Source organism: Azoarcus sp. DD4, assembly GCF_006496635.1.
GTDB lineage: Bacteria > Pseudomonadota > Gammaproteobacteria > Burkholderiales > Rhodocyclaceae > Azoarcus.
Genome location: NZ_CP022958.1, coordinates 1,504,559 through 1,528,040, shown reverse-complemented (window position 1 = coordinate 1,528,040; position 23,482 = coordinate 1,504,559). Strand labels below are relative to the sequence as shown.

23 protein-coding genes and 1 tRNA gene are annotated in these 23,482 nt (G+C 67.8%); 14 read left to right on the top strand and 10 right to left on the bottom strand.

Annotated features, from left to right (window positions below; all coding sequences use genetic code 11):
* Positions 1-63: 63 nt before the first annotated feature.
* Positions 64-1,035, bottom strand: coding sequence for a tripartite tricarboxylate transporter substrate binding protein (locus tag CJ010_RS07255; protein WP_141017414.1), 972 nt, complete (start codon positions 1,033-1,035; stop codon positions 64-66).
* A 394-nt stretch (positions 1,036-1,429) separates the two neighbouring features.
* Between CJ010_RS07255 and CJ010_RS07250 the strand changes: the two genes are divergently transcribed.
* On the top strand, positions 1,430-4,882 hold the full coding sequence (locus CJ010_RS07250; protein WP_205754910.1) for an EAL domain-containing protein: 3,453 nt from the start codon (positions 1,430-1,432) through the stop codon (positions 4,880-4,882).
* Between the two features lie 103 nt (positions 4,883-4,985).
* On the opposite strand, the gene CJ010_RS07245 is transcribed toward CJ010_RS07250, so the two are convergent.
* The 6 genes from CJ010_RS07245 to pqqA all read right to left on the bottom strand — a co-directional run bounded on the left by CJ010_RS07245 (position 4,986) and on the right by pqqA (position 8,442).
* Positions 4,986-5,061: transfer RNA gene (locus CJ010_RS07245), tRNA-Thr, on the bottom strand.
* Between the two features lie 35 nt (positions 5,062-5,096).
* Entirely contained in the window at positions 5,097-6,278 is a 1,182-nt protein-coding gene (pqqE, locus tag CJ010_RS07240) for a pyrroloquinoline quinone biosynthesis protein PqqE (RefSeq protein WP_141017412.1), read from the bottom strand.
* Between the two features lie 2 nt (positions 6,279-6,280).
* On the bottom strand, positions 6,281-6,571 hold the full coding sequence (pqqD, locus tag CJ010_RS07235; RefSeq protein WP_141017411.1) for a pyrroloquinoline quinone biosynthesis peptide chaperone PqqD: 291 nt from the start codon (positions 6,569-6,571) through the stop codon (positions 6,281-6,283).
* Positions 6,568-7,359, bottom strand: coding sequence for a pyrroloquinoline-quinone synthase PqqC (gene pqqC, locus CJ010_RS07230; RefSeq protein ID WP_205754909.1), 792 nt, complete (start codon positions 7,357-7,359; stop codon positions 6,568-6,570). Before pqqC ends, pqqD begins: the two co-directional genes overlap by 4 nt.
* Positions 7,360-7,394: 35 nt before the next feature.
* On the bottom strand, positions 7,395-8,309 hold the full coding sequence (gene pqqB, locus CJ010_RS07225) for a pyrroloquinoline quinone biosynthesis protein PqqB (protein ID WP_141017410.1): 915 nt from the start codon (positions 8,307-8,309) through the stop codon (positions 7,395-7,397).
* A 58-nt stretch (positions 8,310-8,367) separates the two neighbouring features.
* Positions 8,368-8,442: a pyrroloquinoline quinone precursor peptide PqqA gene (gene pqqA / locus CJ010_RS25690; RefSeq protein WP_083831988.1), complete on the bottom strand. Its 75-nt coding sequence runs from the start codon at positions 8,440-8,442 to the stop codon at positions 8,368-8,370.
* Between the two features lie 325 nt (positions 8,443-8,767).
* Here pqqA and CJ010_RS07215 point away from each other — a divergent pair, with 325 nt between their 5' ends.
* Genes CJ010_RS07215 through pip form a run of 3 tightly spaced genes read left to right on the top strand, consistent with a single transcriptional unit; the run spans position 8,768 to position 11,374 of the window.
* Positions 8,768-9,028, top strand: a complete 261-nt coding sequence (locus CJ010_RS07215; RefSeq protein WP_141017409.1) for a helix-turn-helix domain-containing protein — start codon at positions 8,768-8,770, stop codon at positions 9,026-9,028.
* Between the two features lie 43 nt (positions 9,029-9,071).
* A complete protein-coding gene (locus tag CJ010_RS07210; protein WP_141017408.1) occupies positions 9,072-10,388 on the top strand; it encodes a type II toxin-antitoxin system HipA family toxin in 1,317 nt (438 codons plus the stop codon).
* A gap of 35 nt (positions 10,389-10,423) precedes the next feature.
* Positions 10,424-11,374, top strand: a complete 951-nt coding sequence (pip, locus tag CJ010_RS07205) for a prolyl aminopeptidase (protein ID WP_240794522.1) — start codon at positions 10,424-10,426, stop codon at positions 11,372-11,374.
* Positions 11,375-11,387: 13 nt separating this feature from the next.
* Here the strand turns inward: pip and CJ010_RS07200 are convergent, their stop codons facing one another.
* Entirely contained in the window at positions 11,388-12,326 is a 939-nt protein-coding gene (locus CJ010_RS07200; RefSeq protein ID WP_141017407.1) for a LysR family transcriptional regulator, read from the bottom strand.
* 162 nt (positions 12,327-12,488) lie between these two features.
* Between CJ010_RS07200 and uraH the strand changes: the two genes are divergently transcribed.
* From uraH to CJ010_RS07165, 7 genes are read left to right on the top strand one after another with little or no spacing between them, the layout of a single operon-like run.
* Complete coding sequence (gene uraH / locus CJ010_RS07195) at positions 12,489-12,839, top strand: hydroxyisourate hydrolase (protein WP_141017406.1); 351 nt, start codon at positions 12,489-12,491, stop codon at positions 12,837-12,839.
* A 36-nt stretch (positions 12,840-12,875) separates the two neighbouring features.
* Positions 12,876-14,069, top strand: coding sequence for a urate hydroxylase PuuD (locus CJ010_RS07190; RefSeq protein ID WP_141017405.1), 1,194 nt, complete (start codon positions 12,876-12,878; stop codon positions 14,067-14,069).
* Positions 14,070-14,087: 18 nt separating this feature from the next.
* Positions 14,088-14,615: a 2-oxo-4-hydroxy-4-carboxy-5-ureidoimidazoline decarboxylase gene (gene uraD / locus CJ010_RS07185; protein ID WP_141017404.1), complete on the top strand. Its 528-nt coding sequence runs from the start codon at positions 14,088-14,090 to the stop codon at positions 14,613-14,615.
* Positions 14,616-14,647: 32 nt separating this feature from the next.
* Positions 14,648-15,676 (top strand): BMP family protein, encoded by a 1,029-nt coding sequence (locus tag CJ010_RS07180; RefSeq protein WP_141017403.1) that lies wholly within the window; start codon positions 14,648-14,650, stop codon positions 15,674-15,676.
* Between the two features lie 15 nt (positions 15,677-15,691).
* Positions 15,692-16,630, top strand: coding sequence for an allantoinase PuuE (puuE, locus tag CJ010_RS07175; RefSeq protein WP_141017402.1), 939 nt, complete (start codon positions 15,692-15,694; stop codon positions 16,628-16,630).
* A 28-nt stretch (positions 16,631-16,658) separates the two neighbouring features.
* Positions 16,659-17,702: an allantoicase gene (gene alc, locus CJ010_RS07170; protein WP_141017401.1), complete on the top strand. Its 1,044-nt coding sequence runs from the start codon at positions 16,659-16,661 to the stop codon at positions 17,700-17,702.
* Positions 17,703-17,712: 10 nt separating this feature from the next.
* Complete coding sequence (locus CJ010_RS07165; RefSeq protein ID WP_141017400.1) at positions 17,713-18,225, top strand: ureidoglycolate lyase; 513 nt, start codon at positions 17,713-17,715, stop codon at positions 18,223-18,225.
* Between the two features lie 76 nt (positions 18,226-18,301).
* On the opposite strand, the gene CJ010_RS07160 is transcribed toward CJ010_RS07165, so the two are convergent.
* Together CJ010_RS07160 and CJ010_RS07155 are read right to left on the bottom strand one after the other, a co-directional pair.
* Positions 18,302-19,033, bottom strand: a complete 732-nt coding sequence (locus CJ010_RS07160) for an aspartate/glutamate racemase family protein (RefSeq protein ID WP_141017399.1) — start codon at positions 19,031-19,033, stop codon at positions 18,302-18,304.
* A gap of 72 nt (positions 19,034-19,105) precedes the next feature.
* Positions 19,106-19,768, bottom strand: coding sequence for a GntR family transcriptional regulator (locus CJ010_RS07155; RefSeq protein WP_205754908.1), 663 nt, complete (start codon positions 19,766-19,768; stop codon positions 19,106-19,108).
* Positions 19,769-20,053: 285 nt separating this feature from the next.
* Here CJ010_RS07155 and CJ010_RS07150 point away from each other — a divergent pair, with 285 nt between their 5' ends.
* The 3 genes from CJ010_RS07150 (at position 20,054) to CJ010_RS07140 (ending at position 23,224) form a co-directional block, all read left to right on the top strand.
* A complete protein-coding gene (locus CJ010_RS07150) occupies positions 20,054-21,415 on the top strand; it encodes a C4-dicarboxylate transporter DctA (RefSeq protein WP_141017398.1) in 1,362 nt (453 codons plus the stop codon).
* Positions 21,416-21,660: 245 nt separating this feature from the next.
* Positions 21,661-22,704, top strand: a complete 1,044-nt coding sequence (gene alc, locus CJ010_RS07145) for an allantoicase (RefSeq protein WP_141017397.1) — start codon at positions 21,661-21,663, stop codon at positions 22,702-22,704.
* Positions 22,705-22,714: 10 nt separating this feature from the next.
* Positions 22,715-23,224 carry an ureidoglycolate lyase gene (locus CJ010_RS07140; RefSeq protein WP_141017396.1) on the top strand — a complete coding sequence of 170 codons (510 nt, stop codon included), beginning with the start codon at positions 22,715-22,717 and terminating at the stop codon, positions 23,222-23,224.
* Positions 23,225-23,482: the final 258 nt, after the last annotated feature.

Here is a 23,482-nt window from a genome sequence, read left to right as displayed (position 1 = left end):
GCGGGCCGCGCTCGCGGCCGGGGCCCGGACAGGCGTTGCCGCGCCAGCCCAGGCGCTGCAGGCTTACTTCGCGACCAAGCCGAGGTCGGTGACCAGCTTGTTCAGGCGGGCGATATCCGCCTCGAGGAACTTCTTGAATTCCGGGCCGGTGAGGTAGATGTCGGCCCAATCGTTACGCTTGAGCGTTTCCTTCCACGAGGCCGATGCCACCGCCTTGTCGAGCGCGGCGACCAGTTCCTTCTGCTGCGCCTCGGTGATGCCGGGCGCGCCGAAGATCGCGCGCCAGTTGATGAGTTCGACATCGACGCCCTGCTCCTTCAGCGTCGGCACGCTCTCGCCGGGGATGCGTTCGGCGCCCGAGACCGCCAGCGCGCGCAGCTTGCCCGACTTGATCTGCGACTGGAATTCGCCGAAGCCGCTGATGCCCGCCGCCACGTGGCCGCCCATGATGGCCGCCTGGGCTTCGCCGCCGCCGGCATAGGCGATGTAATTGACCTTGGCCGGCGCGACACCGACAGCCTGCGCGATCAGCCCGGCAAGGATGTGGTCCGAACCGCCGGCCGATCCGCCGCCCCACGCCACCGAGCCGGGGTTGGCCTTGAACTGGTCGAGCAGTTCCTTCAGCGTCTGGATCTTGGAGCTGGCCGGCACCACCACCACCAGCACTTCGCCGGTGAGGCGCGCAAGCGGCGTCACCTGGCTGAGGTTCACCGGCGACTTGTTGGTGGCGATCGCGCCCACCATCACCATGCCGCCGACGATGGTTGCATTGCCGTCGCCCTTGGCGCCATTGACGAACTGGGCCAGGCCGATGGTGCCGCCGGCCCCGCCCTTGTTGTCCACCGTGACCTTCTTGACCACGCTCTCCGAGTTCAGCGCCGCCTGCAACGCCCGCCCAGTCTGATCCCAGCCGCCGCCGGGGTTGGCCGGCACCAGGATCTTGAGGCTGTCGAGCGCCAGCGCCGGCGCGCTCGCCACCACGCCGAAACCGATCGCACCGGCGACGATAGTCGCCTTGAAGATGTTCTTGAACATGATTGTCTCCTCGTCACTAAGGCATCGCCGTCGCCCCGCCGGCTATGCCGGCTGGCCGAGGCGAATCGCGTCATCCGCTTGTTGTCGGCAGGGACGGTCCGCCTGGCCCCTGCATGGAGACCGACGATACGGAGAAGGGCTTTCGGTTTGCTTTCAGTCCGGACGGCAGCAACGCGCCAGCGGCCAGCGGAGTTCGCCCCTTTGCAGTCCATCGGCGACGGAACTAGCCTCATAGCAGCATCGCGCTACGCAATCCGGTCGCCGTGTCGGGCATTCAGGGGGTTCGCTCGTGAAATCGGAAACGGGAAAGGAAAGGACCGGCAGATATCCAGGACATGGCACAGCGCCGCTGAACCGTTTGTTCAGGGACTCGCCGACGCTGCAGGTCGGCGCCGTGACACTGGCCGCCACCGACAGCGCCCAGACCCACAGGGAGAAGCTCGCACGCATCCTGCTCGACGGCATGTACCAGTTCGTCGGCCTGCTCGATGCGCAGGGCACGACGCTGGAGATCAACCGCGCGGCGCTGGAAGGCGCCGGCCTGCGGCTGGCGGACGTGCGCGGCCGACCGTTCTGGGATACCCGCTGGTGGGCCGTGTCGCAGGAGACCCGGCGGGTGGCGCATGATGCCGTCCGCCGTGCCGCCGCCGGCGAGTTCGTGCGCTGCGACGTCGAGAACTACGGCCGCGCCGCCGGCGGGGAAACCATCGTCGTCGACTTCTCGCTGCTGCCCGTCCGCGACCGCCACGGCGACATCGTCTTCCTCCTCGCCGAAGGCCGCGACATCACCGAGATGAAGCGTGCCGAAGCCGAAATATCGCGCAAGAACGAAACCCTGCAACAACTGCTCGACAAGGTGCGGCGCCTGGATGCGGCGAAGCGCGAATTCTTCGCCAATGTCAGCCACGAACTGCGCACGCCGCTGGCGCTCATCCTTGGCCCGGCCGAGGCCATGCTCGCCGGCACCGAAGCGCTGAGCGAACGCCAGCACCGCGATCTGCTCGTCATCCACCGCAATGCGGCGACCCTGCTCAAGCACGTGAACGACCTGCTCGACCTGGAAAAGGTGGATGCCGGCAAGCTGAGCCTGAACTATGCACGGATCGATCTGGCGCGCGCGGTGCGCGCCGTCGCCGCACACTTCGACGCGCTGGCGCCGCAGCGTTCGCTAACCTATGCGGTATCGACACCCGATACGCTGCTGGCGGAGGTCGACCCGGAGAAATTCGACCGGGTGCTGGTGAACCTGCTCTCCAATGCCTTCAAGTTCACCCCGGCGGGCGGGCGGATCAGCTGCACCCTCGCCCCTTGCGAGCGCGACAGGCTGCTGCTCACCGTGCAGGACAGCGGCCCAGGCGTGCGTCCGGAACTGCGCAGCGCAATCTTCGACCGCTTTCACCAGGGCGACGGCGGCACCGCGCGCGAATTCGGCGGCACCGGACTGGGCCTGGCGATCGCACGTGACTTCGTCGGCCTGCACGGCGGCACCATCACCGTCACCGAAGCCCCTGCCGGCGGCGCACTGTTCCAGGTCGAACTGCCGCGGCTTGCAGCGGCGGGGGCCTACGTCCGGCTGCCGGACGAGGGCCGGGACCGTGCCGAAGACAGCCACGCCATCGACGCCGCCGTCGAGGAACTGGAGCGTGGCGGCGCCCACCCCGGTGCGCCGCCGGCGGCCGGCCGCGCCACCGTGCTGGTCGCCGAGGACAATGCAGAGATGCGGCGCTTCATCGCGGAAGTCCTGGGCGACGACTACCATGTCGTGACCGCCGCCGACGGCGCCGAGGCACTGACGGCGGCACTCGCCGCGCCACCCGACCTGCTCGTCACCGACCTGATGATGCCGCGGCTGGATGGCGAGGCACTGGTCGCCGAACTGCGCGCGCACCCGCAACTGGCGCGTCTGCCGGTACTGGTATTGTCCGCCCGGGGCGATGAGGCGCTGCGGCTCAAGCTGCTCGCCGAGGCGGTCCAGGACTACGTCACCAAGCCGTTCTCGCCCCACGAACTGCGCGCCAGGGTGCGCAACCTGGTGACGATGAAGCGCGCCCGCGACGCGCTGCAGCAGGCGCTGGCCAGCCGCAGCGAAGACCTCGCCCAGCTGACGCAGCAGCTCATCGACAACCGCCAGGCGCTGCAGCGCAGCCACGACGCCCTGCAGGAATCCGAGCAGCGCTGGCGGGCGGTCTACCAGCACTCGGCGGCCGGCATCGCGCTGATCGACACCGACGGCCGCATCCTCGCCGCCAACCCGGCGCTGCAGCAGTTGCTCGGCTACACCGAGGACGAACTGCGCGGCCGCACGCCGACCGGGCTGAGCCTGGAAGACGGCGACGCCATCCGCGCCCAGGTGGCGGAGCTCGTGGCCGGCAGGATCAGCGAATACCACGCGCTGCGGCGCTACCAGCGCAGCGACGGCAGCACGATCTGGGCCAACGCGAGCGTGTCGATGATCCCCGGCACGCCGGACGCGCCGCGCATGCTGGTCGCCATCATCGAGGACATCACCGAGCGCAAGCGCGCCGAGGACAGGCTGCGGCACCTCGCCTACTTCGACGCCCTCACCGACCTGCCCAACCGCGTCCAGTTCGAGGAATGCCTGCGCGATGCCGTGGCCCATGCCCAGACCGACAACCGGCCGGTAGCGGTGATCATCCTCGCGCTCGAACGCTTCAAGGAGATCGCCTACACGCTGGGTCAGGCCAACGGCGACCTGCTGCTGCAGCAGGTCGGTCCGCGCTTTCGCAGCGCACTGGACGAAAACGCCCTGCTCGCCCACTTCGGCGGCCGCCATTTCGCCGCGTTGCTGCCGAACTGCGGCGTCCAGGCCGCGCGCGAAACCGCACTGCGCCTGCAGAAGACCATAGAGCGGCCGTTCGACATTGCCGGTTTCACGCTGGAAGTCGGCGCCAACCTCGGCATCGCCGTCTTCCCCGGTCATGCCGGGGACGCGACCGCGCTGCTGCGCTGCGCCGAGATCGCCCAGCACCACGCACACCAGACCGCCGACGGCTGCGCCTTCTACGCGTCCGAGCAGGACTCCTACAAGCCGCGCCGCCTGCAACTGATGGGCGAACTGCGCACCGCGATCGAGGAAAACCAGTTGGTTCTCTACTGCCAACCCAAGCTGGACCTGAAAACGCGCGAGATCGTCGCACTGGAAACCCTGGTGCGCTGGCAGCACCCGATCTACGGCCTCATCGCTCCCGACCAGTTCGTGCCCTACATCGAAAGCACCGGCCTGATCGGCCCGCTCACCCGCTGGATCATCGATGCCGCGGTGACGCAGTGTCACGGCTGGCAGAGGGCCGGCATGCGCGTACCGGTCGCGGTCAATCTGTCGGCGCGCAACCTCACCGACCCCGCCCTGGTCGGCCACATCCAGGGCGCACTGCTGACCTGGGGCGCGGATGCAGGCTGGATAGGGCTGGAGATCACCGAGAGCGCCATCATGACCGAGCCGCAGACGGCGCTCGAAACCCTGAAACGCCTCAGCAGCCTGGGCTTCCGGCTGTTCATCGACGACTTCGGCACCGGCTATTCGTCGCTCGCATACCTGCAGCAGCTACCGGTCGATGCCATCAAGATAGACAAGTCTTTCGTCCTGCCCATGCTGGCGGACGAGGACGCGGCGACCATCGTGCGGTCCACGCTGGAGTTGGGTCACAACCTCGGGCTGGCGGTGATCGCCGAAGGCGTGGAGAACGAAGCCATCTGCGAGCGCCTTGCCGCGCTGGGCTGCGACGAGGCGCAGGGCTACTACCTCAGCCCGCCGATGCCGGTGAGCGGCTTCATCCCGTGGGTGAAGACGGCGCCGTGGCCGCTGCGGGCGACGGCGCCGCACTGAGGGGTGCTCTCCTAGCGTCGCCCAAGGCCGGCAAGGGGCGCCCGTTCCACCCCCGAAAAGCAAAAGGCCAACCCTTGCGGATTGGCCTAAATGCTTGAATCTTTGGTGCTGCTGACCGGAATCGAACTGGTGACCTACTGATTACGAATCAGTTGCTCTACCGACTGAGCTACAGCAGCGAAGGCGCGCACTATACAACAGGCCCGTGAGCGCTTCAACCTCGAAGCGCCGTATCGGCCGCTTGGTGTTTGCCGCAGGCCGCGAGTTCGCGCGATCGGGCCGGATCGCGGAAGATCAGCGGTTTTTCCGCGCCCTTCCACGCCGGGTCGCTGGCGCGTTCGACTGCCTCGACCACCTTGCCGTGCGCCGGCGATTTGTCGCACACCGGGTCGGCCGCGGTCGGGTCGCCGGCCAGCATGTAGGCCTGGCAGCGGCAGCCGCCGTGGTCCTTTTCCTTGTCCGGGCAGGTCCGGCACGGGTCCTTCATCCAGCCGTCGCCGCGGTAACGGTTGAAGCCTTCGGAGTCGTACCAGATGGATTTCACATCCATCTCGCGCACGTTGGGGAAGTCCAGCCCCGGCAGCATGCGCGCGGTGTGGCAGGGCAAGGCGGTGCCGTCCGGGGTGACGGTGAGGAAGACGTTGCCCCAACCGTTCATGCACTTCTTCGGCCGCTGCTCGTAGTAGTCGGGCACCACGAAGAAGATGCGGATGCGGTCGCCGAGGCGTTCGCGGTATTCGTTGGTGATGCGCTCGGCGCGTTCGAGCTGCGCGCGCGAGGGCATCAGCTGGTCGCGGTTGAGCAGCGCCCAGGAGTAGTACTGGCTGTTGGCGAGTTCGAGGTATTCGGCGCCGAGTTCGACCGCCATCTCGATGATGCGGTCGATGTAGTCGATGTTGAGGCGGTGGATCACGCAGTTCATCACCATCGGCCAGCCGTTGTCCTTGATGAGGCCGGCGACGCGCTGCTTGAGGTCGAAGGTGCGGGTGTGCGAGAGGAAGTCGTTGAGTTCGCGGGTGGAGTCCTGGAAGGACAGCTGGATGTGGTCCAGCCCCGCCGCCTTCAGCGCCGCCGCGCGTTCGGCGGTGAGCCCCACGCCCGAGGTGAGCAGGTTGGTGTAGTAGCCCAGCCGGTGGGCCTCGGCGACCAGCACTTCGAGGTCGTCGCGCATCAGCGGCTCGCCGCCGGAGAAGCCGCACTGCACGCTACCGGCCGCACGCGCCTCGCGCAGCACGCGCAGCCAGTCCTCGGTGGAGAGCTCGGTGTCGTCGCGGGCGAAGTCCACCGGGTTGTAGCAGAAGGCGCAGTGCAGCGGGCAGCGGTAGGTCACTTCCGCCAGCAGCCACAGCGGCGGGCCGAGGGTAGTCGTCGGCGACGAGGGCAGCACTGCATTCATGGTCACACCCCGGCGAATTCGACCCACTGCTGCTTGCGGGCCATGTCGATGAAGGCGGCGACGTCCGCTGCCAGATTGCCCGCACCGAAAGCCTGCTCCAGCGCCACCACGATGGCGCCGAGGGTGCGCTCGCCGTCGCAGCGGGAGAGGATCTCGCCGGCGCTGCGGTTGAGCTTGACCATGCCTTCCGGGTAGAGCAGCACCCAGGCCTGCTGCGCCTCTTCCCACTGCAGGCGGAAGCGGCGGGAGACGCGCGGGCGCAGGTCCAGCGATTCGGCGACTGCTGTGCTCATGCCTTCGGCCCCCGGATCTCGATCTCGCACTGGCTCAGCATGATCGCATCCGCCAACGCCCACAGCACGTCGAGCTTGAACTGCAGGATCTCCAGCGCCCGCTCCTGCAGCGCGCGCGTCTGACTGAAGTGCTCCAGCGTGAAGCGCAGGCCGTGGGCGACGTCGCGGCGCGCCTGGGTCAGCCGGTTGCGGAAGTACTGCAGGCCCTCGGGCTTGACCCAGGGATAGACCTGCGGCCAGGTGTCGATGCGCTGCTGGTGGATGTGCGGCGCAAACAGCTCGGTCAGGCTGGAGGCCACCGCCTCTTCCCACGGCCGCTGGCGGGCGAAGTTGATGTAGGCATCGACGGCGAAGCGCGCCGCCGGCGCCACGAAACGCAGCGAGGTGACGTCGTCGCGGCTCAGCCCTACCGCCTCGCCCAGCCGTATCCAGGCTTCGATGCCGCCGGGGTCGGAGATGCCGCCGATCTCGTAGCCATCGTGGTCGAGGATGCGCTGTATCCACTCGCGGCGGATCTCGCGGTCCGGGCAGTTGGACATGATGGCCGCGTCCTTCACCGGGATCGCGATCTGGTAGTAGAAGCGGTTGGCCACCCAGCCGCGCAGCTGCGCCGGGGTCAGCCGGCCCTCGGCCATCATCACGTGGAAGGGATGGTAGATGTGGTAGCTGGTGCCCTTGGCGCGCAACTGCGCCTCGAATTCCTCGCGCGGCATCGGCGGGCGGTCGTCGCGACCGGCGGCGGGGGCAAAGGCAGGCGCGGCAGGCGCGGCGAGCAGTTCGGCTTCCATGCGGGACATCCTCGAAGGCGTGAAGGAAGAGCGGTTCAGAGCGAAATCACCATGCCGTCCCAGGCGACCTCGACGCCGTGCGCGGCCAGTTCGGCGCGCTGCGGGCTGTCTTCGTCCAGGATGGGATTGGTGTTGTTGATGTGGATCAGCACCTTGCGGGTGCTGGCCGGCAGGCGGTCCAGCCACTCCAGCATGCCGCCGGGGCCGCTCTGCGGCAGGTGGCCCATGGCTCGGGAGGTCTTGCTGGAGGCGCCGAGCCGGATCATCTCGTCGTCGGTCCACAAGGTGCCGTCGACCAGCACGCAGTCGGCGGCCTGCATCGCCGCCCACACGTGGGGCTCCATCTCGCCCAGGCCGGGCGCGTAGAACAGCTTGCGGCCGCTGCGGGTATCGGTGAGGGTGACGCCGATGTTGTCGCCCGGCACCGGTTTGTCGCGCCGCGGCGAATACGGCGGCGCATTGCTGGTGAGCGGCAGCGCGGCGAAGCCGACGCCGGGCACGCCGGCGATGTCGAAGCCGCCCTGCAGCGGAATCTCGTGCAGGTCCAGCCCGCAGTAGTGGCCGAGCACACCGAACAGCGGATTGCCGGTGGACAGGTCTTCGCGCACCGGCGCGGTACACCACAGCGCGTGCGGCTGGCGGTGCTCGCGCAGCATCAAGAGGCCGGTGGTGTGGTCGATCTGGGCGTCGATCAGCACGATGGCGCGGATTGCGGTGTCGCGCAGCGCGCGGGCGGGCTGCAATTCCGGCGCTTCGCGCAGTTGCTGAAGGACATCCGGCGAGGCGTTGAACAGCACCCAGTTCTCGTCGTCGCCAGTCACCGCAATCGACGACTGGGTGCGGGCGCGGGCACGCACGGTGCCGCGACGCAGGCCGTCGCAGTTGCGGCAGTTGCAGTTCCACTGCGGAAAACCGCCGCCGGCGGCCGAACCGAGAACCCTGATCTTCACCTCATGCCCTCCCGCGGTATTCGCAGGGGCAGCCGCGACGCGGAGCCCCTAAGACGACTCAGCGCGTCGCGATGTACATCGTGATTTCAAAACCGAAGCGGAAATCGATGGCGGTCGGGGTTTCCCATTGCATGGTGAGTCTCCAGTGTGTGTGCCGGTGTGCGCCCGGCGCGGTGCCGGACCGGGTGTCCGGGCACGGGACATAGCGTGCGCCGGAACGCGGCTGGAGACATCGCGGGGTTTGTTAAGTGGGGCTCATGATTTTCATGAAGTACCCCTGGTCCCGCCGCGACACAATCGCAACATCCCGCAAACCCACACGTGGCTGACATTCCGCCAGCCACTTCGGTGGCTCCCATTACAGACCACGAGCTGTAAAACTGAAAATACAAAGCAGCTTGTGTATTCTTGATTTACAGCCTAAATTCTGTAAATCGTAAATACAACACGAGGGTTGTATGCCCGACTTCACCGTTCGCACCGCAGAGCAGCTTCCCGCACTGCTTCAGGGGTTCCGCAAGCAGGCCGGCTTGACCCAGGCAGCTACGGCGATGCGCCTGGGGGTGACCCAGCAGACGCTCTCCGCGCTGGAGCGCAATGCCGAGAAGGTCAGTGCCGCCCGTTTACTGCAGCTGCTGAGCATCCTGGATGTCGAGCTCGTTCTGCGCCAGGGCGGCGCCACGCCGACGAGTGGCACGCCATCCGGCCCGAACTGGTGAGCCTGTGGGCCGACGTTCTCACACACGGGCCCTGGGCCTCTGGATGAATGGCGCCTTCGTGGGCACATGGAGCGTGACGCCCCACTCCGGCGAAATCCTGCAGTACGCCGATGACTGGGTGGCCACCGAGCAAGGGCGGCCGCTGTCGCTGTCCCTTCCCTTCACACCAGGCAATCGCCCTCATCGCGGCGACGCTGTGCGCGCCTACTTCGAGAACCTGCTACCGGACAGCAAGGAGATCCGCGAGCGTGTCGCGCGCCGCTTCCACGCCGGCTCGACCGATGCGTTCTCCCTGCTGACCGAGATTGGCCGGGATTGCGTTGGCGCCCTGCAGATACTGCCTGACGGAGTGGTTCCGGCCGGCGTGCAGGCGGTGGAGGCAACGCCGCTGAGCGACGCAGAGGTGGCGCAGCTGCTGCGCAACACCGTGGCGCAACCACCGTTGGGCGGCGCGGATCGGGCCGACGACGATGCCTTGCGGATTTCCATTGCCGGCGCACAGGAAAAGACTGCCCTGCTGTGGTTCGACGGCAACTGGTGCCGGCCACATGGCGCGACGCCATCCACCCACATCTTCAAGCTGCCGTTGGGCCTGGTCGGCAACATGCAGCTCGACCTGCGCGAGTCGGTCGAAAACGAGTGGCTGTGCTCGGAGATTCTGGCCGCCTATGGCTTGCCCGTGGCGCGCACCCAGCCCTTGCAGTTCGAGGACATGAAGGTGTTGGCGGTCGAGCGATTCGACCGGATGTGGTGGACGTCTGCCGACGGGAAGCGCTGGCTCATCCGGTTGCCGCAGGAAGACATGTGCCAGGCCACCGCCACGCCGCCTCATCTCAAGTACGAATCCGACGGTGGGCCCGGCGCGGGTCGCATCATGGACTTGCTGGCGACCTCCCGCGAGGCGGAGCGCGACCGACGCATGTTCTTCCAGGCCCAGGTAATCTTCTGGATGCTGTGGGCTCCCGATGGTCACGCGAAGAACTTCAGTCTGTTCCTGCGTCCCGGGGGCGCCTACGAACTCACGCCGCTCTACGACGTGCTCTCGACCTCTCCGATGCTCGGCGAAGGCCCCGGCAAGCTGTCGCCCTTCAAGGTGAAGATGGCCATGGCCGTGCGCTCAAAGAACGCGCACTGGCGTATGCACGACATCCTGCGCCGGCACTGGGTGGCTGTCGGTCAGCGCCATGGGATTGTGACGCCCGACGGCCGCGGGGCGGAATGCGTTGTCGATGACCTGGTCGCCCGTACACCAGCGGTTGTGCACGCAGTCCGTGGCAAACTGCCGGACGGCTTCCCCCAAGTGCTGGCCGACAACATCCTGGACAGTCTGCTAGCCGCGGCCGACAAACTTGCCGGTTAGCCCCCGGATGAATGATGGGCAATAGCATGATTGCCATGGCCACCCACCCCACCGCCCCGCCCCATCCTTGGAACGACGGTCTCCTCGACGTCGGCGACGACCACACCCTCTGGTTCGAGCAATGCGGCAACCCCGCCGGCATGCCCCTGCTCTTCCTCCACGGCGGCCCCGGCAGCGGTTGCAGCCCGCGCCATCGCGATCTCTTCGACCTCACCCGATTCCGCGTCGTCCTCTTCGACCAGCGCGGCTGCGGCCGCAGCACGCCGCGTGGCAGCCTCGCCGCCAACACCACTGATCACCTCGTCGCCGACATCGAGCGCCTGCGCGCCCACCTCGGTGTCGAGCGCTGGCTGGTCAGCGGCGGCTCCTGGGGTTCCACGCTGGCGCTCGCCTACTGCGCGCGCCACCCGGAGGCCTGCCTGGGTGCGGTGCTGCGCGGCATCTTTCTCGCCCGCCGCGAGGACATAGCCTGGTTCTTCGAGGGCGCGGCGACGCAGCTACCGGCGGCTCACGCGGAATTCGCCGCCTGCGTGCCGGGCGGTGGCCGGCTGGCGGAGCGGGTCGTCGAGGCGGTGCTGGGCGCCGACGACGCCCGTGCGCTGGCGGTCGTCCGCCGCTGGATGCAGTGGGAGGAAAGCCTCACCCTCGGCCGCCCGGCCGCGCTGCCGCAGCTCGACGCCGAAACCGCGGCGCGCATGCTCGACAAGTACCGGGTGCAGGCGCACTACCTGCACCACGACTGTTTCCTGCCGGAAGGCGAATGGAGGCGGCTGGCGGCGTCGCTGGGCGATCTGCCGGTGGTCCTGCTGCATGGCAGGCAGGATGCGATCTGCCGGCCGGAGGGCGCGCTGGCGCTGCATGCGGCGCTACCCGGCAGCCGGCTGCAATGGGTGGAGAACGCCGGCCACAATCCCTTCGACCCGGCGATGATGGCGGCGCTGCGCGCGGCCTGCGCCGAGATGGCCGACGCGCCCGGCCGCACCTGAGGCGGCGCGCCCCTCAGGCCAGCGCGGCGTTGATCCTTCGGCCGCAGTCGCTCAGCAGCCGTCGCAGCCAGATGTGCCCCGGCGCGTTGTGGTTGCGGTCGTGCCAGAGCTGGTAGAAGCGCATCGGCGGAAAGGCGATCGGCGACGGGATGATGGCCAGCGGCAGCAGCTTGGCGTAGAAGCTGGCGAAGTGGCGGGTGGTGGTGAACACCAGGTCGGTGTTCTGCAGCACATAGGGCGCGGCGGTGAAGGACTGCACCATCACCCGCTCGTCGCGGTTGATGCGCTGCGATGCGAGCACGCTGTCGATCACGCCGCGCTGGCTGATGGAATACGGCATCGGCACCACGTGCACCGCACGCAGGTAATCCTCGGGGGTGAAGCCCTTCTTCGCCAGCGGATGGTGGGCCGAGACCAGGCACACGATCTCGTCTTCCAGCAGCATCGACAGATGCATGCGGTGCGGCGGTTCCGGCCAGTTGCCGATCACTACGTCCAGATCGCCCTCGGCGAGCGAGCGCTCGAAATCGACATTGGGGCCGAGCGCATGCAGCGTCAGCCGCGCCTGCGGCGCCTCGCGGCGCAGCCGTTCGACCACGCTGGAGACGAACACCGGCGCCAGATAGTCGGGCGAGCCGATGCGGAATTCCTGCCGGGTGGTGTGCGGGTCGAAGGATTCCGGCCCGCCGGTCATGCGGTCGATTTCGGCGAGCGCGCCCTTGGCGTGCGACAGCAGCGCCAGCGCGCGCTCGGTGGGCACCATGCCGCCCTTCTCGCGCACCAGCAGCGGGTCGCCGAGGATGTCGCGCAGCCGCTTCAGGGCCGCACTGATCGCGGGTTGCGACTGGTTGAGCTTGAGCGCGGTGCGCGAGACGCTACGCTCGGTGATGAGCAGACAGAATATCCGCAGCAGATAGGTGTCGAGCGGATCGTCGCCGCGCCGGATGGCCATGTCTCGCGTCTCCTTCGGTGGCCGGCGGCTTGTGTACGGCCGCCTTGGTCAAAATAAGCGCGAGCATATATCAGTTATAAGGACATAAAGATTCCCGTAAGAGCCAGCCGTCGTAGACTCGTCGCATCCACACAAACAGAACAGCACTCAGGAGGCAGCACCATGGGACGACTCACCACCCACGTTCTGGACACCGCCACCGGCAGGCCGGGCGCGGGCATCGCGGTCACGGTCTACCGGCTGGACGGCGAACGCCGCGAGGTCGCGCGCACCATCACCAACCACGACGGCCGTTGCGACAAGCCGCTGCTGGAAGGCGCGGCGCTGCAGGCTGGCCGCTACGAAATCGTGTTCGCCGCCGGCGACTACTTCCGCGCACAGAGCACCGAACTGCCCGATCCGCTCTTCGTAGACGACGTCGTGTTGCGCTTCGGCGTGGCCGCACCCGACCAGCACTACCACGTGCCGCTGCTGGTCTCGCCCTGGAGCTACTCCACCTACCGCGGCAGCTGAGCCGGCCCAACCCCGGAAACAGAGAGCACCTACAAGATGGAAACCTATCTCCTCGACTGGGCCAACCTGCTGCTGCGCTGGCTCCACCTCATCACCGGCATCGCCTGGATAGGCGCGTCCTTCTACTTCGTGATGCTGGACACCTCGCTCAAGCCGCCGAAGAAGCCGGAAGATGCCAAGCGCGGCGTGTTCGGCGAGCTGTGGGCGGTACATGGCGGCGGCTTCTACTGCAGCCAGAAATTTCTCACCGGCCCCAAGGGCGAACCGCTCTCCGACGACCTCCACTGGTCCAAATGGGAGGCCTACACCACCTGGATGTCCGGCTTCGCGCTGCTGGTGGTGGTGTACTGGATAGGCGCGTCGAGCTACCTGATCGACAACCAGGTGATGGCGCTCACGCCGGCGGCGGCCATCGGCATCTCGATCGCGGTGCTGGTCGCCGGCTGGGTGGTCTATGACATCCTGTGCCGCAATCTCATCGGCAAGGACAGCCTGCTCGCCGCGCTGGTGTTCGTGTTCGTGATGATCGCCAACTGGGCGCTGCACCAGGTCTTCTCCGCCCGCGGCGCCTACATCCACGTCGGCGCGATGCTGGGCACGATGATGGCGGCCAACGTCTTCTTCCACATCATCCCGGGCCAGAAGCGCATGGTCGACCAGATCCGCAAGGGCCAGGAAGTCGATACCAAGCCCGGCATCGTCGGCAAGCAGCGCTCGGTGCACAACACCTATTTCACCCTGCCGGTGCTGTTCATCATGATCAGCAACCACTACCCGATGACCTACGCCAGCAAGCACGGCTGGCTGATTCTGGCGGTGCTGATGCTGGCCGGCGTGCTGATCCGCCAGTTCTTCGTGCTGCGCCATCGCGGCGAATTCAAGCTGTGGCTGCCGGCCGCCGGTTCCGCGCTGATCGCGCTGCTGATGGTGGTCATGGCGCCCAAGGCGGTGGATGCCGGTGGTGCTCCGGTGAGCTTTGCCCAGGTCAAGCACGTCATCGACTCTCGCTGCGTCGCCTGTCACGCCGCCCAGCCCAGCTGGGAGGGCTTCGCCCAGCCGCCCAAGGGCGTGGTGCTGGAGTCGGCCGAGCAGATCGGCCAGCACGTGGCCAAGATCGCCGAAACCGTGGGCAACGGCTACATGCCGCTCGGCAACCTGACCCACATCACCGACGACGAGCGCACGCTGATCGCCACCTGGGCCGCCCAGGGCGCCCGCCTTGCCGACTGACCCGCCCGCGAGAACGCCATGACCCCGACCACCACCCCACGTCTTACCCTGGCGGCGCTGTCGGCGCTGCCGCAGGCGGAGTTCACCGCCCGCCTCGGTGACATCTTCGAGCATTCGCCGTGGATACCCGAGCGCGCCTGGGCCGCCCGCCCCTTCCTCAGCGTCGAGGCATTGCACACCGCGATGCTCGTGGTGCTGGATGCCGCGAGCGAAGCCGAACAGCTCGGACTGATCCGCGCCCACCCGGAGCTCGCCGGCAAGGAAGCCGCCGCCGGCACGCTCACCACCGCCTCCACCGGCGAGCAGCGCGGCGCCGGCCTGGACCAGTGCAGCGCCGAGGAACTCCAGCGTCTGCGCGGTCTCAACGCCGCCTACCGCGAACGCTTCGGCTTTCCCTTCGTGATCGCGGTCAAGGGCCTGTCGCGCTACCAGATCATGGACGCGGTCGAAGCGCGGCTGGCCAATGATGCCGCCACCGAATTCCGCACCTGCCTGGGCGAGATCGGCAAGATCGCCCGCTTCCGCCTCGACGCACTGCTGGGCTGACCGCACGCCCCCACCCCTTCCGGAGACAAGGCATGAAGAACGACAACAATGCATATTCCCCGCGCCGCCGCCAGCTGATCGCGGCCACCGGCGCCCTCGGTGCGCTTGCACTGACCGGCAGCCCGTGGCCGGCGCTCGCCGCGCGCGCACCGCTCACCGTCGGTGCGCTGTTCGCCGGCCGGATCGACGACGGCGGTTTCATGGAAGCCGGCTACCGCGGCCTGGAGCGCGCCCGTAGTGAATTCGGCGTCAAGACCCGCCACATCGACGACATTCCCCCCGAGCACGACAAACTGGCCGCCGCCCTGCGCGAGCTCGCCGCCGGCTCGGCCCTGGTGATCGCCCACGGCGGACAGAACAACGAAGCCGCCCGCCAGGTCGCGGCCGAGTTCCCCAAGGTCCGCTTCGTCGTCACCCAGGGCGCGGTCACGTCGGCCAACCTCGCGAGCTACGACGTGCTGCAGGAGCAGTCCGCCTTCCTGGCCGGCGCGCTGGCGGCACTTCACACCCGCAGCAACGTCGTCGGCCACATGTCGGGCATCCGCGTCAAACCCGGCCTCAAGGGGCGCGCCGCCTATGTCGCCGGCGTGCATGCGATCAACCCCAAGATCCGGGTGCTGACCAACTTCTCCGGCAATCAGGATGACAACGCCTTGTCGAAGCGCGTCGCCGAAGCGCAGATCGCCGCCGGCGCCGACGTCATCTTCACCATGCTCAACGCCGGCCGCGGCGGTGTCGGCGAGGCCTGCCGCGCCCACGGCATCAAGCAGATCGGCAACGTGGTCGACTGGGTCAAACGCGACCCGGAGGTCTTCGTCGCCTCGGCGATCGCCGACGTCGGCATCGGTGTCTACAACGCCGTGCGCGACCAACGCGAGGGCAAGCTGCGCGTGGGCGAAATCCGCAAAATCGGCCTCGACGATGCAGCAGCGGTGCGGCTCAGCCTGCACCCGGACGTGCCCGGCCGCTTCGCCTCCCGGCTGGCCGACCTCACCGAAGGCGTTCGTAGCGGCCGCATCCACGTGCCTGAAGACTACGATGGCCCGGAATTCAACGTCTGACCCAGGAGACGGACCATGAGCAAACCCGATCCCGCCTACCCCCGCGACCTCGTCGGCTACGGCCGCAACCCGCCGCACGCCGACTGGCCGGGCCGCGCCCGCATCGCGGTGCAGTTCGTGCTCAACTACGAGGAGGGTGGCGAGAACAGCGTGCTGCACGGCGACCCCGGCAGCGAGCAGTTCCTGTCCGAGATGTTCAGCCCGGCGAGCTACCCCGACCGTCATCTTTCGATGGAAGGCATCTACGAGTACGGCTCGCGCGTCGGCGTGTGGCGCATCCTGCGGGAATTCGAACGCCGCGGCCTGCCGATGACCATCTTCGGCGTGTCCATGGCGCTCGAACGCCACCCGGAACTCACCGCCGCCTTCCGCGAACTCGGCCACGAGATCGCCTGCCACGGCTGGCGCTGGATCCACTACCAGAACACGCCGGAAGCGGTCGAACGCGAGCACATGCGCATCGGCATGGAGATCATCGAACGGCTGACCGGCGAGCGCGCGCTCGGCTGGTACACCGGCCGCGACTCGCCCAACACCCGCCGCCTGGTGGCGGACTACGGCGGCTTCCTGTACGACTCGGACTACTACGGCGACGACCTGCCGTTCTGGACCGAAGTGCGGAAGACCGACGGCAACACCGTGCCCCACCTGATCGTGCCCTACACGCTGGACACCAACGACATGCGCTTCTCGCTGCCGCAGGGCTTCTCGCACGGCGACGAGTTCTTCGAATACCTGAAGGACGCCTTCGACGTGATGTATGCAGAGGGCGAGGAACGCCCGGCGATGCTGAGCATAGGCATGCACTGCCGCCTGCTCGGCCGCCCGGGGCGCTTCAAGGCGCTGCAGCGCTTCCTCGACCATGTCGAAAAGCACGACCGCGTGTGGGTCTGCCGCCGGGTGGATATCGCGCGGCACTGGATCGAACACCACCCCTACAAGCCGCAGGCTTGAAAATACAGAGACACGAGGAGAATCCCCCATGGCCAGCCACACCCCCGGCGCCCCCGTTTTCGCGCCCCCTGCCGACCTGCCCGACTGGGCACTGCGTTCGGTCGATCTCGCCAGCACCCGCCTCGGCGCCCAGGCGCTGTACGCCTCCGACGACTTCTTCGCCGAGGTCGCCCGCATGCTCAATCCCGAGCCCGCCCAGTTCGTCCCCGGCAAGTTCGACACCAACGGCAAGTGGATGGACGGCTGGGAGTCGCGCCGCAAGCGCGTCGCCGGCCACGACTGGGCGCTGGTGAAACTCGGCGTGCGCGGCGTCATCCGCGGCTTCGACGTCGATACCAGCCACTTCACCGGCAACTACCCGCCCGCCGTCTCGATCGAGGCCTGCGTGTCCGAGTCCGACGAGGTCGAGACGCTCAAGGCCGCGACCTGGACCGAGATCCTGCCCGCCACCCCGCTCGGCCCCAACAGCCACCACCTGATCGAGTGCGCCAGCCAGGCGGCCTGGACCCACCTGCGGGTGAACATCTACCCGGACGGCGGCATCGCGCGCCTGCGCGTCTATGGCCGCCCGGTGGGCGGGCTGGAGCGCGCCGCGCCCGATGCGCTGGTCGATCTGGTGGCGATGGAGAACGGCGGCCGTGCGGTCTCCTGGAACGATGCGAGCTTCGGTTCGTCCGCTTCCGCCCTGCTGCTGCCGGGCCGCGGGGTGAACATGGGCGACGGCTGGGAGACGCGGCGGCGCCGCGAGCCGGGCAACGACTGGTGCGTGATCGAACTGGGCGCGCCCGGCATCGTCGAGCGCATCGAGGTCGATACCGCCTTCTTCAAGGGCAACTACCCCGACCGCTGCTCGGTGCAGGCGGCTTTCGTTTCCGGAGGCACCGACCGTTCGATCACCACCCAATCGATGTTCTGGGCGACGCTGCTGCCCGAGCAGAAGCTGGAGATGGATGCCATCCACAGCTTCACCGAACTGGCCAAACTCGGCCCCATCACCCACGTGCGCTTCAACATCTTCCCCGACGGCGGCGTCTCGCGCCTGCGCCTGTGGGGCAAGGTCGCCCCGCGCTGAGGAAACGCCGATGGACACGATCACCCCACACCGGCTTACCGTCGAACCGCTCAGCCGCGAGGCCTTCGCCCCCTATGGCGAGGTCATCGAGGCGAGCGAGGCGGTGCAGCACTTCACCATCAACGCCGGCAACACCGAGCGCTACCACGACCTCGCCGAGATCGCGCCGGGGCCGGACGGCCGGGTGATCGTCTCGATCTTCCGCGGCCAGCCGCGTGCGCTGCCCTTCCGGGTGGCGATGATGGAGCGCCATCCGCTCGCCTCCCAGGCCTTCATCCCGATGTCGGGACGGCCCTATCTGGTGGTGGTCGCGCCGGCGGGCGCACCGCCCGCGGTGGACGACCTGCGCGTCTTCCTCGCCCGCGGCGACCAGGGCGTGAACTACGCCACCGGTGTCTGGCACCACCCGCTGCTCGCGCTCGACGCAGTCTGCGACTTCCTCGTCGTCGATCGCGCCGGGCCAGGGCATAACTGCGACGAGGTCGTGATCGAACCGGCCGGCGTCATCCTCGCGGCGGACTGAACGCCACCGCGGCAGCACGGCAAAGGGCCCGCAGACGCGGGCCCTTTTTCATTGCAGCGTGAGCAGCGACGCCGGCTCAGTTGCCGAGGTAGTCGAAGCGGCCGGTGAAGCGCTTAGGGCGCGGAAAGGCGAGATCGCCGTACTTGCTGGTGCCCAGGCCGAGGCTGACCAGCGATTCCGCCAGCTTCACCGCCGCGGTCACGCCCTCGACGATGGGCAGGCCGACCGCATCGCGGATCTCGGCGGTGAGGTCGGCCATGCCGCCGCAGCCGAGCACGATGGCGCCGATGCCATCCTCGTCGCGCGCGCGGCGGCATTCGTCGATGATGCGGCCAAGCGCGCAGGCGCCATCGTCCTCCAGTTCCAGCACCGGGATCTCCGCCGCGCGCACCCGCCGGCAATGGTGGGCGAAGCCGTAGTTCTGTAGCAGATGCTCGGCGATGATGCAGGTGCGCCCCAGCGTGGTGACCACCGAGAAGCGGGTGGCGATCAGGGTCGCCAGATGGAAGGCCGCCTCGGCGATGCCCAGCACCGGGGCGCGGGTCAACTCGCGCGCGGCGAGCAGGCCGGGGTCGCCAAAGCAGGCGATGATGTAGGCGTCGCAGCCCTCCCGTTCGCCGCGGCGGATCTCTTCAAGCACGCCGACCGCGCTGATCGCCTCGTCGAAATGGCTTTCGACCGACACCGGGCCGGCCTCCGGGTTGGTCGCCGAAATGCGCGTGCCGGCACCGGCGACGCGCGCCGCCGCCGCACCTATCTTCCCGGTCATGCTGGCCGTGGTGTTGGGGTTGATGAGCCTGATGTGCATGTCTGCCTCCTGGAAGCCACGGCGCGCTCATCGCCGTGGCGGATCTATCGACGCGCCCCGCGCCCCGGCCGCTCAGACGATGATGCCCCACCAGCGCAGGGTCTGGCGGTAGTGGTCGCGCACCGCGGTGGCGGCAAGGGTTTCGTCGCCGCCGGCGATCGCGTCCAGGATGACGAGGTGCTCTTCCATCGCCGGCACGATGCGGTCCGGCAGCAGCGGGCGCGAGTGCTGCATCACCGAGATGCGGTCGCGGTTGCGCGCGTAGATTTCGCGCACGCTGTCGTTGTCCAGGGCTTCGGCCAGGGCGGTGTGCAGATCCCAGTCGACCTGCATCGCCTCGCGCTGCAACGCAGAGGTGATGCCCCCGCGCGCCGCATCGAGCACCCGCTGGTGGGTAGCGCGCAGGGCATCGAGCCGATTGCCGGCACCGCCGCGCACCAGCTCGCGGGCGCCTTCCTGGTCGAGGATGGTGCGCAGATGGAAACAGTCGCGGATCAAGGCCGGCGTCGCCTCCATGACCGCCACGCCGCGCTTGGGCAGGATGCGGACCAGCGCGGCCGATTCCGCCCGCTTGACCGCCTCGCGCACCGGCGCCATCGGCATGCCCAGCGTGCGCATCAGGTCGGGCATCGACACGAACTGCCCCGCGCGCAGACCGCCGCTGGTGAGCAGGTCGCGCAGCGCAAGAAAAGCCTTGTCGGCCAGCAGCAGGCCTTCGGCGTCCGGCATGTTCATTCGTTTCCCCCGAGAGTTGGCGCGATTGTCACACCGCGGCCGGCGACCGGCAAATGTCGGGCAGCATCCCTCGACGATCACCAAAAGAAATTTTTATTGGTATATCGCTAAGCTTATATCTAACATTTCAGCAGACATATATCTCAGCATCTGTGCCGGCAGCGCCACCACGCGGCCGCAGCAAAGATGGCCAAGGATGGACGGGCGGTTACCGCCCCCGTCATCACTGCGGCAAAAGACCGGTCGCCCCGGGCGGCCCTTTCCATCCGGCTCATGAGGTGAGCAATGCACAAGCGTTTCCACAAGACCCTGTTCGGCCAGGTCGTCATCGCCCTGATCCTGGGCATCATCGTCGGCGCCGTCTGGCCCGAGTTCGCCGCCAAGCTCAAGCCACTCGGCGACGGCTTCATCAAGCTGATCAAGATGATCATCGCGCCGCTGGTGTTCTGCGTCGTGGTCCACGGCATCTGCAGCACCGGCGACCTCAAGAAGGTCGGCCGCGTCGGCGTCAAGGCGCTGGTCTATTTCGAAATCGTCACCACCTTCGCGCTCGCGCTCGGCGTGCTGCTGGCCTATGTGCTGCAGCCCGGTGTCGGCATGAATGTCGACCCGGCCAGCCTCGACGCTTCGGCCATGGCCGGCTACACCGAGAAGGTGGCGCAGGCGACCAGCACCATCGACTTCCTGATGAAAATCATCCCGGCCACCTTCATCGACGCCTTCGCCAAGGGCGACATCCTGCAGGTGCTGCTGATCGCCATCCTGTTCGGCTGCGGCGTGGCGGCGCTGGGCGAACGCGGCCGCCCGGTGACCGCGGCGATCGACAGCCTGGCGCATGTGTTCTTCAAGGTGATCGGCTTCATCGTCAAGCTCGCGCCGCTCGGCGTGCTCGGCGCCATCGCCTTCACCGTCGGCAAGTACGGCGTCGGCTCGCTCAAGCAGCTCGGCATGCTGGTGGTGCTGTTCTACGTCACCTGCACGATCTTCGTGACCGTCGTGCTCGGCTTCATCCTGCGCATGGCCGGCTTCAACATCTTCAAGCTGCTGCGTTACCTGCGCGAAGAGCTGCTGGTGGTGCTCGGCACCGCATCGTCGGATTCCGTGCTGCCGCAGGTGATGCGCAAGCTCGAACTCATGGGCGTCAAGGATTCCACCGTCGGCCTGGTCATCCCCACCGGCTATTCCTTCAACCTCGACGGCTTCTCCATCTACCTGACCCTGGCCGCGGTCTTCATCGCCCAGGCCACCAACACCCCGCTGTCGATGATAGACCTGCTCACCATCCTGGCGATCTCGCTGGTCACCTCCAAGGGCGCGCACGGCGTGCCGGGTTCGGCCATCGTCATCCTCGCCGCCACGCTGTCGGCGGTGCCGGCGATTCCCGCCATCGGCCTGGTGCTGGTGCTGTCGGTGGACTGGTTCATGGGCATGGCGCGTGCGCTCACCAACATGATCGGCAACTGCGTCGCCACCGTCGTGGTCGGCGTGTGGGAGAAGGACATCGACCGCAAGCGCGCCAACCAGGTGCTGAACGGCGAGATCACGGTGGATCTCAACGCCCCCGCGGCGCTCGACACCAGCGAGGAACAGGCCCGCCTCAGCACCGCCGGCCCGCTCGCGGTACAGGTCGAAGCTTCGCGGGCCTAATTTGCTGCCGCGGCCGCTTTGTCCCTCCCCCTTCAATGGGGGCGGAACCCGGGTTTCGGCAAGCATGCTTGCCGCCGGTGTAGCGGCGAGGCGAAGCCGAGACTACCGGCTAAAAGGGGGTTGGCGCACGCGCGGCCCCTGACCCATCCCCACCCCAACCCTCCCCTTGAAGGGGAGGGAGCTAAAAGCCTGCACCGCAGTCGCGCCGATTACCTCTTTGATAAAGCAGAACCAGGAGAACCCCCATGGCCAGCCACACCCCCGGCGCCCCCGTTTTCGCGCCCCCTGCCGACCTGCCCGACTGGGCACTGCGTTCGGTCGATCTCGCCAGCACCCGCCTCGGCGCTCAGGCGCTCCACGCCTCCGACGACTTCTTCGCCGAAGTCGCCCGCATGCTCAATCCCGAGCCCGCCCAGTTCGTCCCCGGCAAGTTCGACACCAACGGCAAGTGGATGGACGGCTGGGAGTCGCGCCGCAAGCGCGTCGCCGGCCACGACTGGGCGCTGGTGAAACTCGGCGTGCGCGGCGTCATCCGCGGCTTCGACGTCGATACCAGCCACTTCACCGGCAACTACCCGCCCGCCGTCTCGATCGAGGCCTGCGTGTCCGAGTCCGACGAGGTCGAGACGCTCAAGGCCGCGACCTGGACCGAGATCCTGCCCGCTACCCCGCTCGGCCCCAACAGCCACCACCTGATCGAGTGCGCCAGCCAGGCGGCCTGGACCCATCTGCGGGTGAACATCTACCCGGACGGCGGCATCGCGCGCCTGCGCGTCTATGGCCGCCCGGTGGGCGGGCTGGAGCGCGCCGCGCCCGATGCGCTGGTCGATCTGGTGGCGATGGAGAACGGCGGCCGTGCGCTGTCGTGGAACGATGCGAGCTTCGGTTCGTCCGCTTCCGCGCTGCTGCTGCCGGGCCGCGGGGTGAATATGGGCGACGGCTGGGAGACCCGCCGCCGCCGCGAGCCAGGCAACGACTGGTGCGTGATCGAACTGGGCGCGCCCGGCATCGTCGAGCGCATCGAGGTCGATACCGCCTTCTTCAAGGGCAACTACCCCGACCGCTGCTCGGTGCAGGCGGCTTTCGTTTCCGGAGGCACCGACCGTTCGATCACCACCCAATCGATGTTCTGGGCGACGCTGCTGCCCGAGCAGAAGCTGGAGATGGATGCCATCCACAGCTTCACCGAACTGGCCAAACTCGGCCCCATCACCCACGTGCGCTTCAACATCTTCCCCGACGGCGGCGTCTCGCGCCTGCGCCTGTGGGGCAAGGTCGCCCCGCGCTGAGGAAACGCCGATGGACACGATCACCCCACACCGGCTTACCGTCGAACCGCTCAGCCGCGAGGCCTTTGCCCCCTACGGCGAGGTCATCGAGGCAAGCGAGGCGGTGCAGCACTTCACCATCAACGCCGGCAACACCGAGCGCTACCACGACCTCGCCGAGATCGCGCCGGGGCCGGACGGCCGGGTGATCGTCTCGATCTTCCGCGGCCAGCCGCGTGCGCTGCCCTTCCGGGTGGCGATGATGGAGCGCCATCCGCTCGCCTCCCAGGCCTTCATCCCGATGTCGGGACGGCCCTACCTGGTGGTGGTGGCGCCGGCGGGCACGCCGCCCACGGCCGACGACCTGCGCGTCTTCCTCGCCCGCGGCGACCAGGGGGTGAACTACGCCACCGGCGTCTGGCACCACCCGCTGCTCGCGCTCGACGCAGTCTGCGACTTCCTCGTCGTCGATCGCGCCGGGCCAGGGCATAACTGCGACGAGGTCGTGATCGAACCCGGATTCATCACCGCCATCGACTGAACGCGCTCCATCGCTCCTCCACAGACCAAAGGCCCGCTTGCGGGCCTTTCGCATTTCCGCCCCTGGCTTTATGCGATTTCGCAATGCAGCACATCCACAAGATGCCGCTACAGGCACGCGGGAATCTGCCTATGATTGATTATTGCGTCGCAACAATACGCGCCGTCTTATTTCACTTATTCGTGAACCAGGCTTCCGCCCGACGCGCTGCTGCCTAGACTCTGCGCATCACTCGCAGCAGTGCCACGGCCATGAGCC

Coding starts and splice junctions, on each gene's coding strand:
- alc (WP_141017401.1), top strand. CDS start 16,659: ATGGCCAGCCACACCCCCGGCGCCCCCGTTTTCGCGCCCCCTGCCGAC.
- CJ010_RS07140 (WP_141017396.1), top strand. CDS start 22,715: ATGGACACGATCACCCCACACCGGCTTACCGTCGAACCGCTCAGCCGC.
- CJ010_RS07200 (WP_141017407.1), bottom strand. CDS start 12,326: ATGGCCATCCGGCGCGGCGACGATCCGCTCGACACCTATCTGCTGCGG.
- pqqE (WP_141017412.1), bottom strand. CDS start 6,278: ATGAATGCAGTGCTGCCCTCGTCGCCGACGACTACCCTCGGCCCGCCG.
- CJ010_RS07180 (WP_141017403.1), top strand. CDS start 14,648: ATGAAGAACGACAACAATGCATATTCCCCGCGCCGCCGCCAGCTGATC.
- CJ010_RS07215 (WP_141017409.1), top strand. CDS start 8,768: ATGCCCGACTTCACCGTTCGCACCGCAGAGCAGCTTCCCGCACTGCTT.
- pqqC (WP_205754909.1), bottom strand. CDS start 7,359: ATGGAAGCCGAACTGCTCGCCGCGCCTGCCGCGCCTGCCTTTGCCCCC.
- CJ010_RS07155 (WP_205754908.1), bottom strand. CDS start 19,768: ATGAACATGCCGGACGCCGAAGGCCTGCTGCTGGCCGACAAGGCTTTT.
- CJ010_RS07190 (WP_141017405.1), top strand. CDS start 12,876: ATGGAAACCTATCTCCTCGACTGGGCCAACCTGCTGCTGCGCTGGCTC.
- uraH (WP_141017406.1), top strand. CDS start 12,489: ATGGGACGACTCACCACCCACGTTCTGGACACCGCCACCGGCAGGCCG.
- CJ010_RS07160 (WP_141017399.1), bottom strand. CDS start 19,033: ATGCACATCAGGCTCATCAACCCCAACACCACGGCCAGCATGACCGGG.
- uraD (WP_141017404.1), top strand. CDS start 14,088: ATGACCCCGACCACCACCCCACGTCTTACCCTGGCGGCGCTGTCGGCG.
- puuE (WP_141017402.1), top strand. CDS start 15,692: ATGAGCAAACCCGATCCCGCCTACCCCCGCGACCTCGTCGGCTACGGC.
- pip (WP_240794522.1), top strand. CDS start 10,424: ATGGCCACCCACCCCACCGCCCCGCCCCATCCTTGGAACGACGGTCTC.
- pqqD (WP_141017411.1), bottom strand. CDS start 6,571: ATGAGCACAGCAGTCGCCGAATCGCTGGACCTGCGCCCGCGCGTCTCC.
- CJ010_RS07165 (WP_141017400.1), top strand. CDS start 17,713: ATGGACACGATCACCCCACACCGGCTTACCGTCGAACCGCTCAGCCGC.
- CJ010_RS07150 (WP_141017398.1), top strand. CDS start 20,054: ATGCACAAGCGTTTCCACAAGACCCTGTTCGGCCAGGTCGTCATCGCC.
- alc (WP_141017397.1), top strand. CDS start 21,661: ATGGCCAGCCACACCCCCGGCGCCCCCGTTTTCGCGCCCCCTGCCGAC.
- CJ010_RS07255 (WP_141017414.1), bottom strand. CDS start 1,035: ATGTTCAAGAACATCTTCAAGGCGACTATCGTCGCCGGTGCGATCGGT.
- CJ010_RS07210 (WP_141017408.1), top strand. CDS start 9,072: ATGAATGGCGCCTTCGTGGGCACATGGAGCGTGACGCCCCACTCCGGC.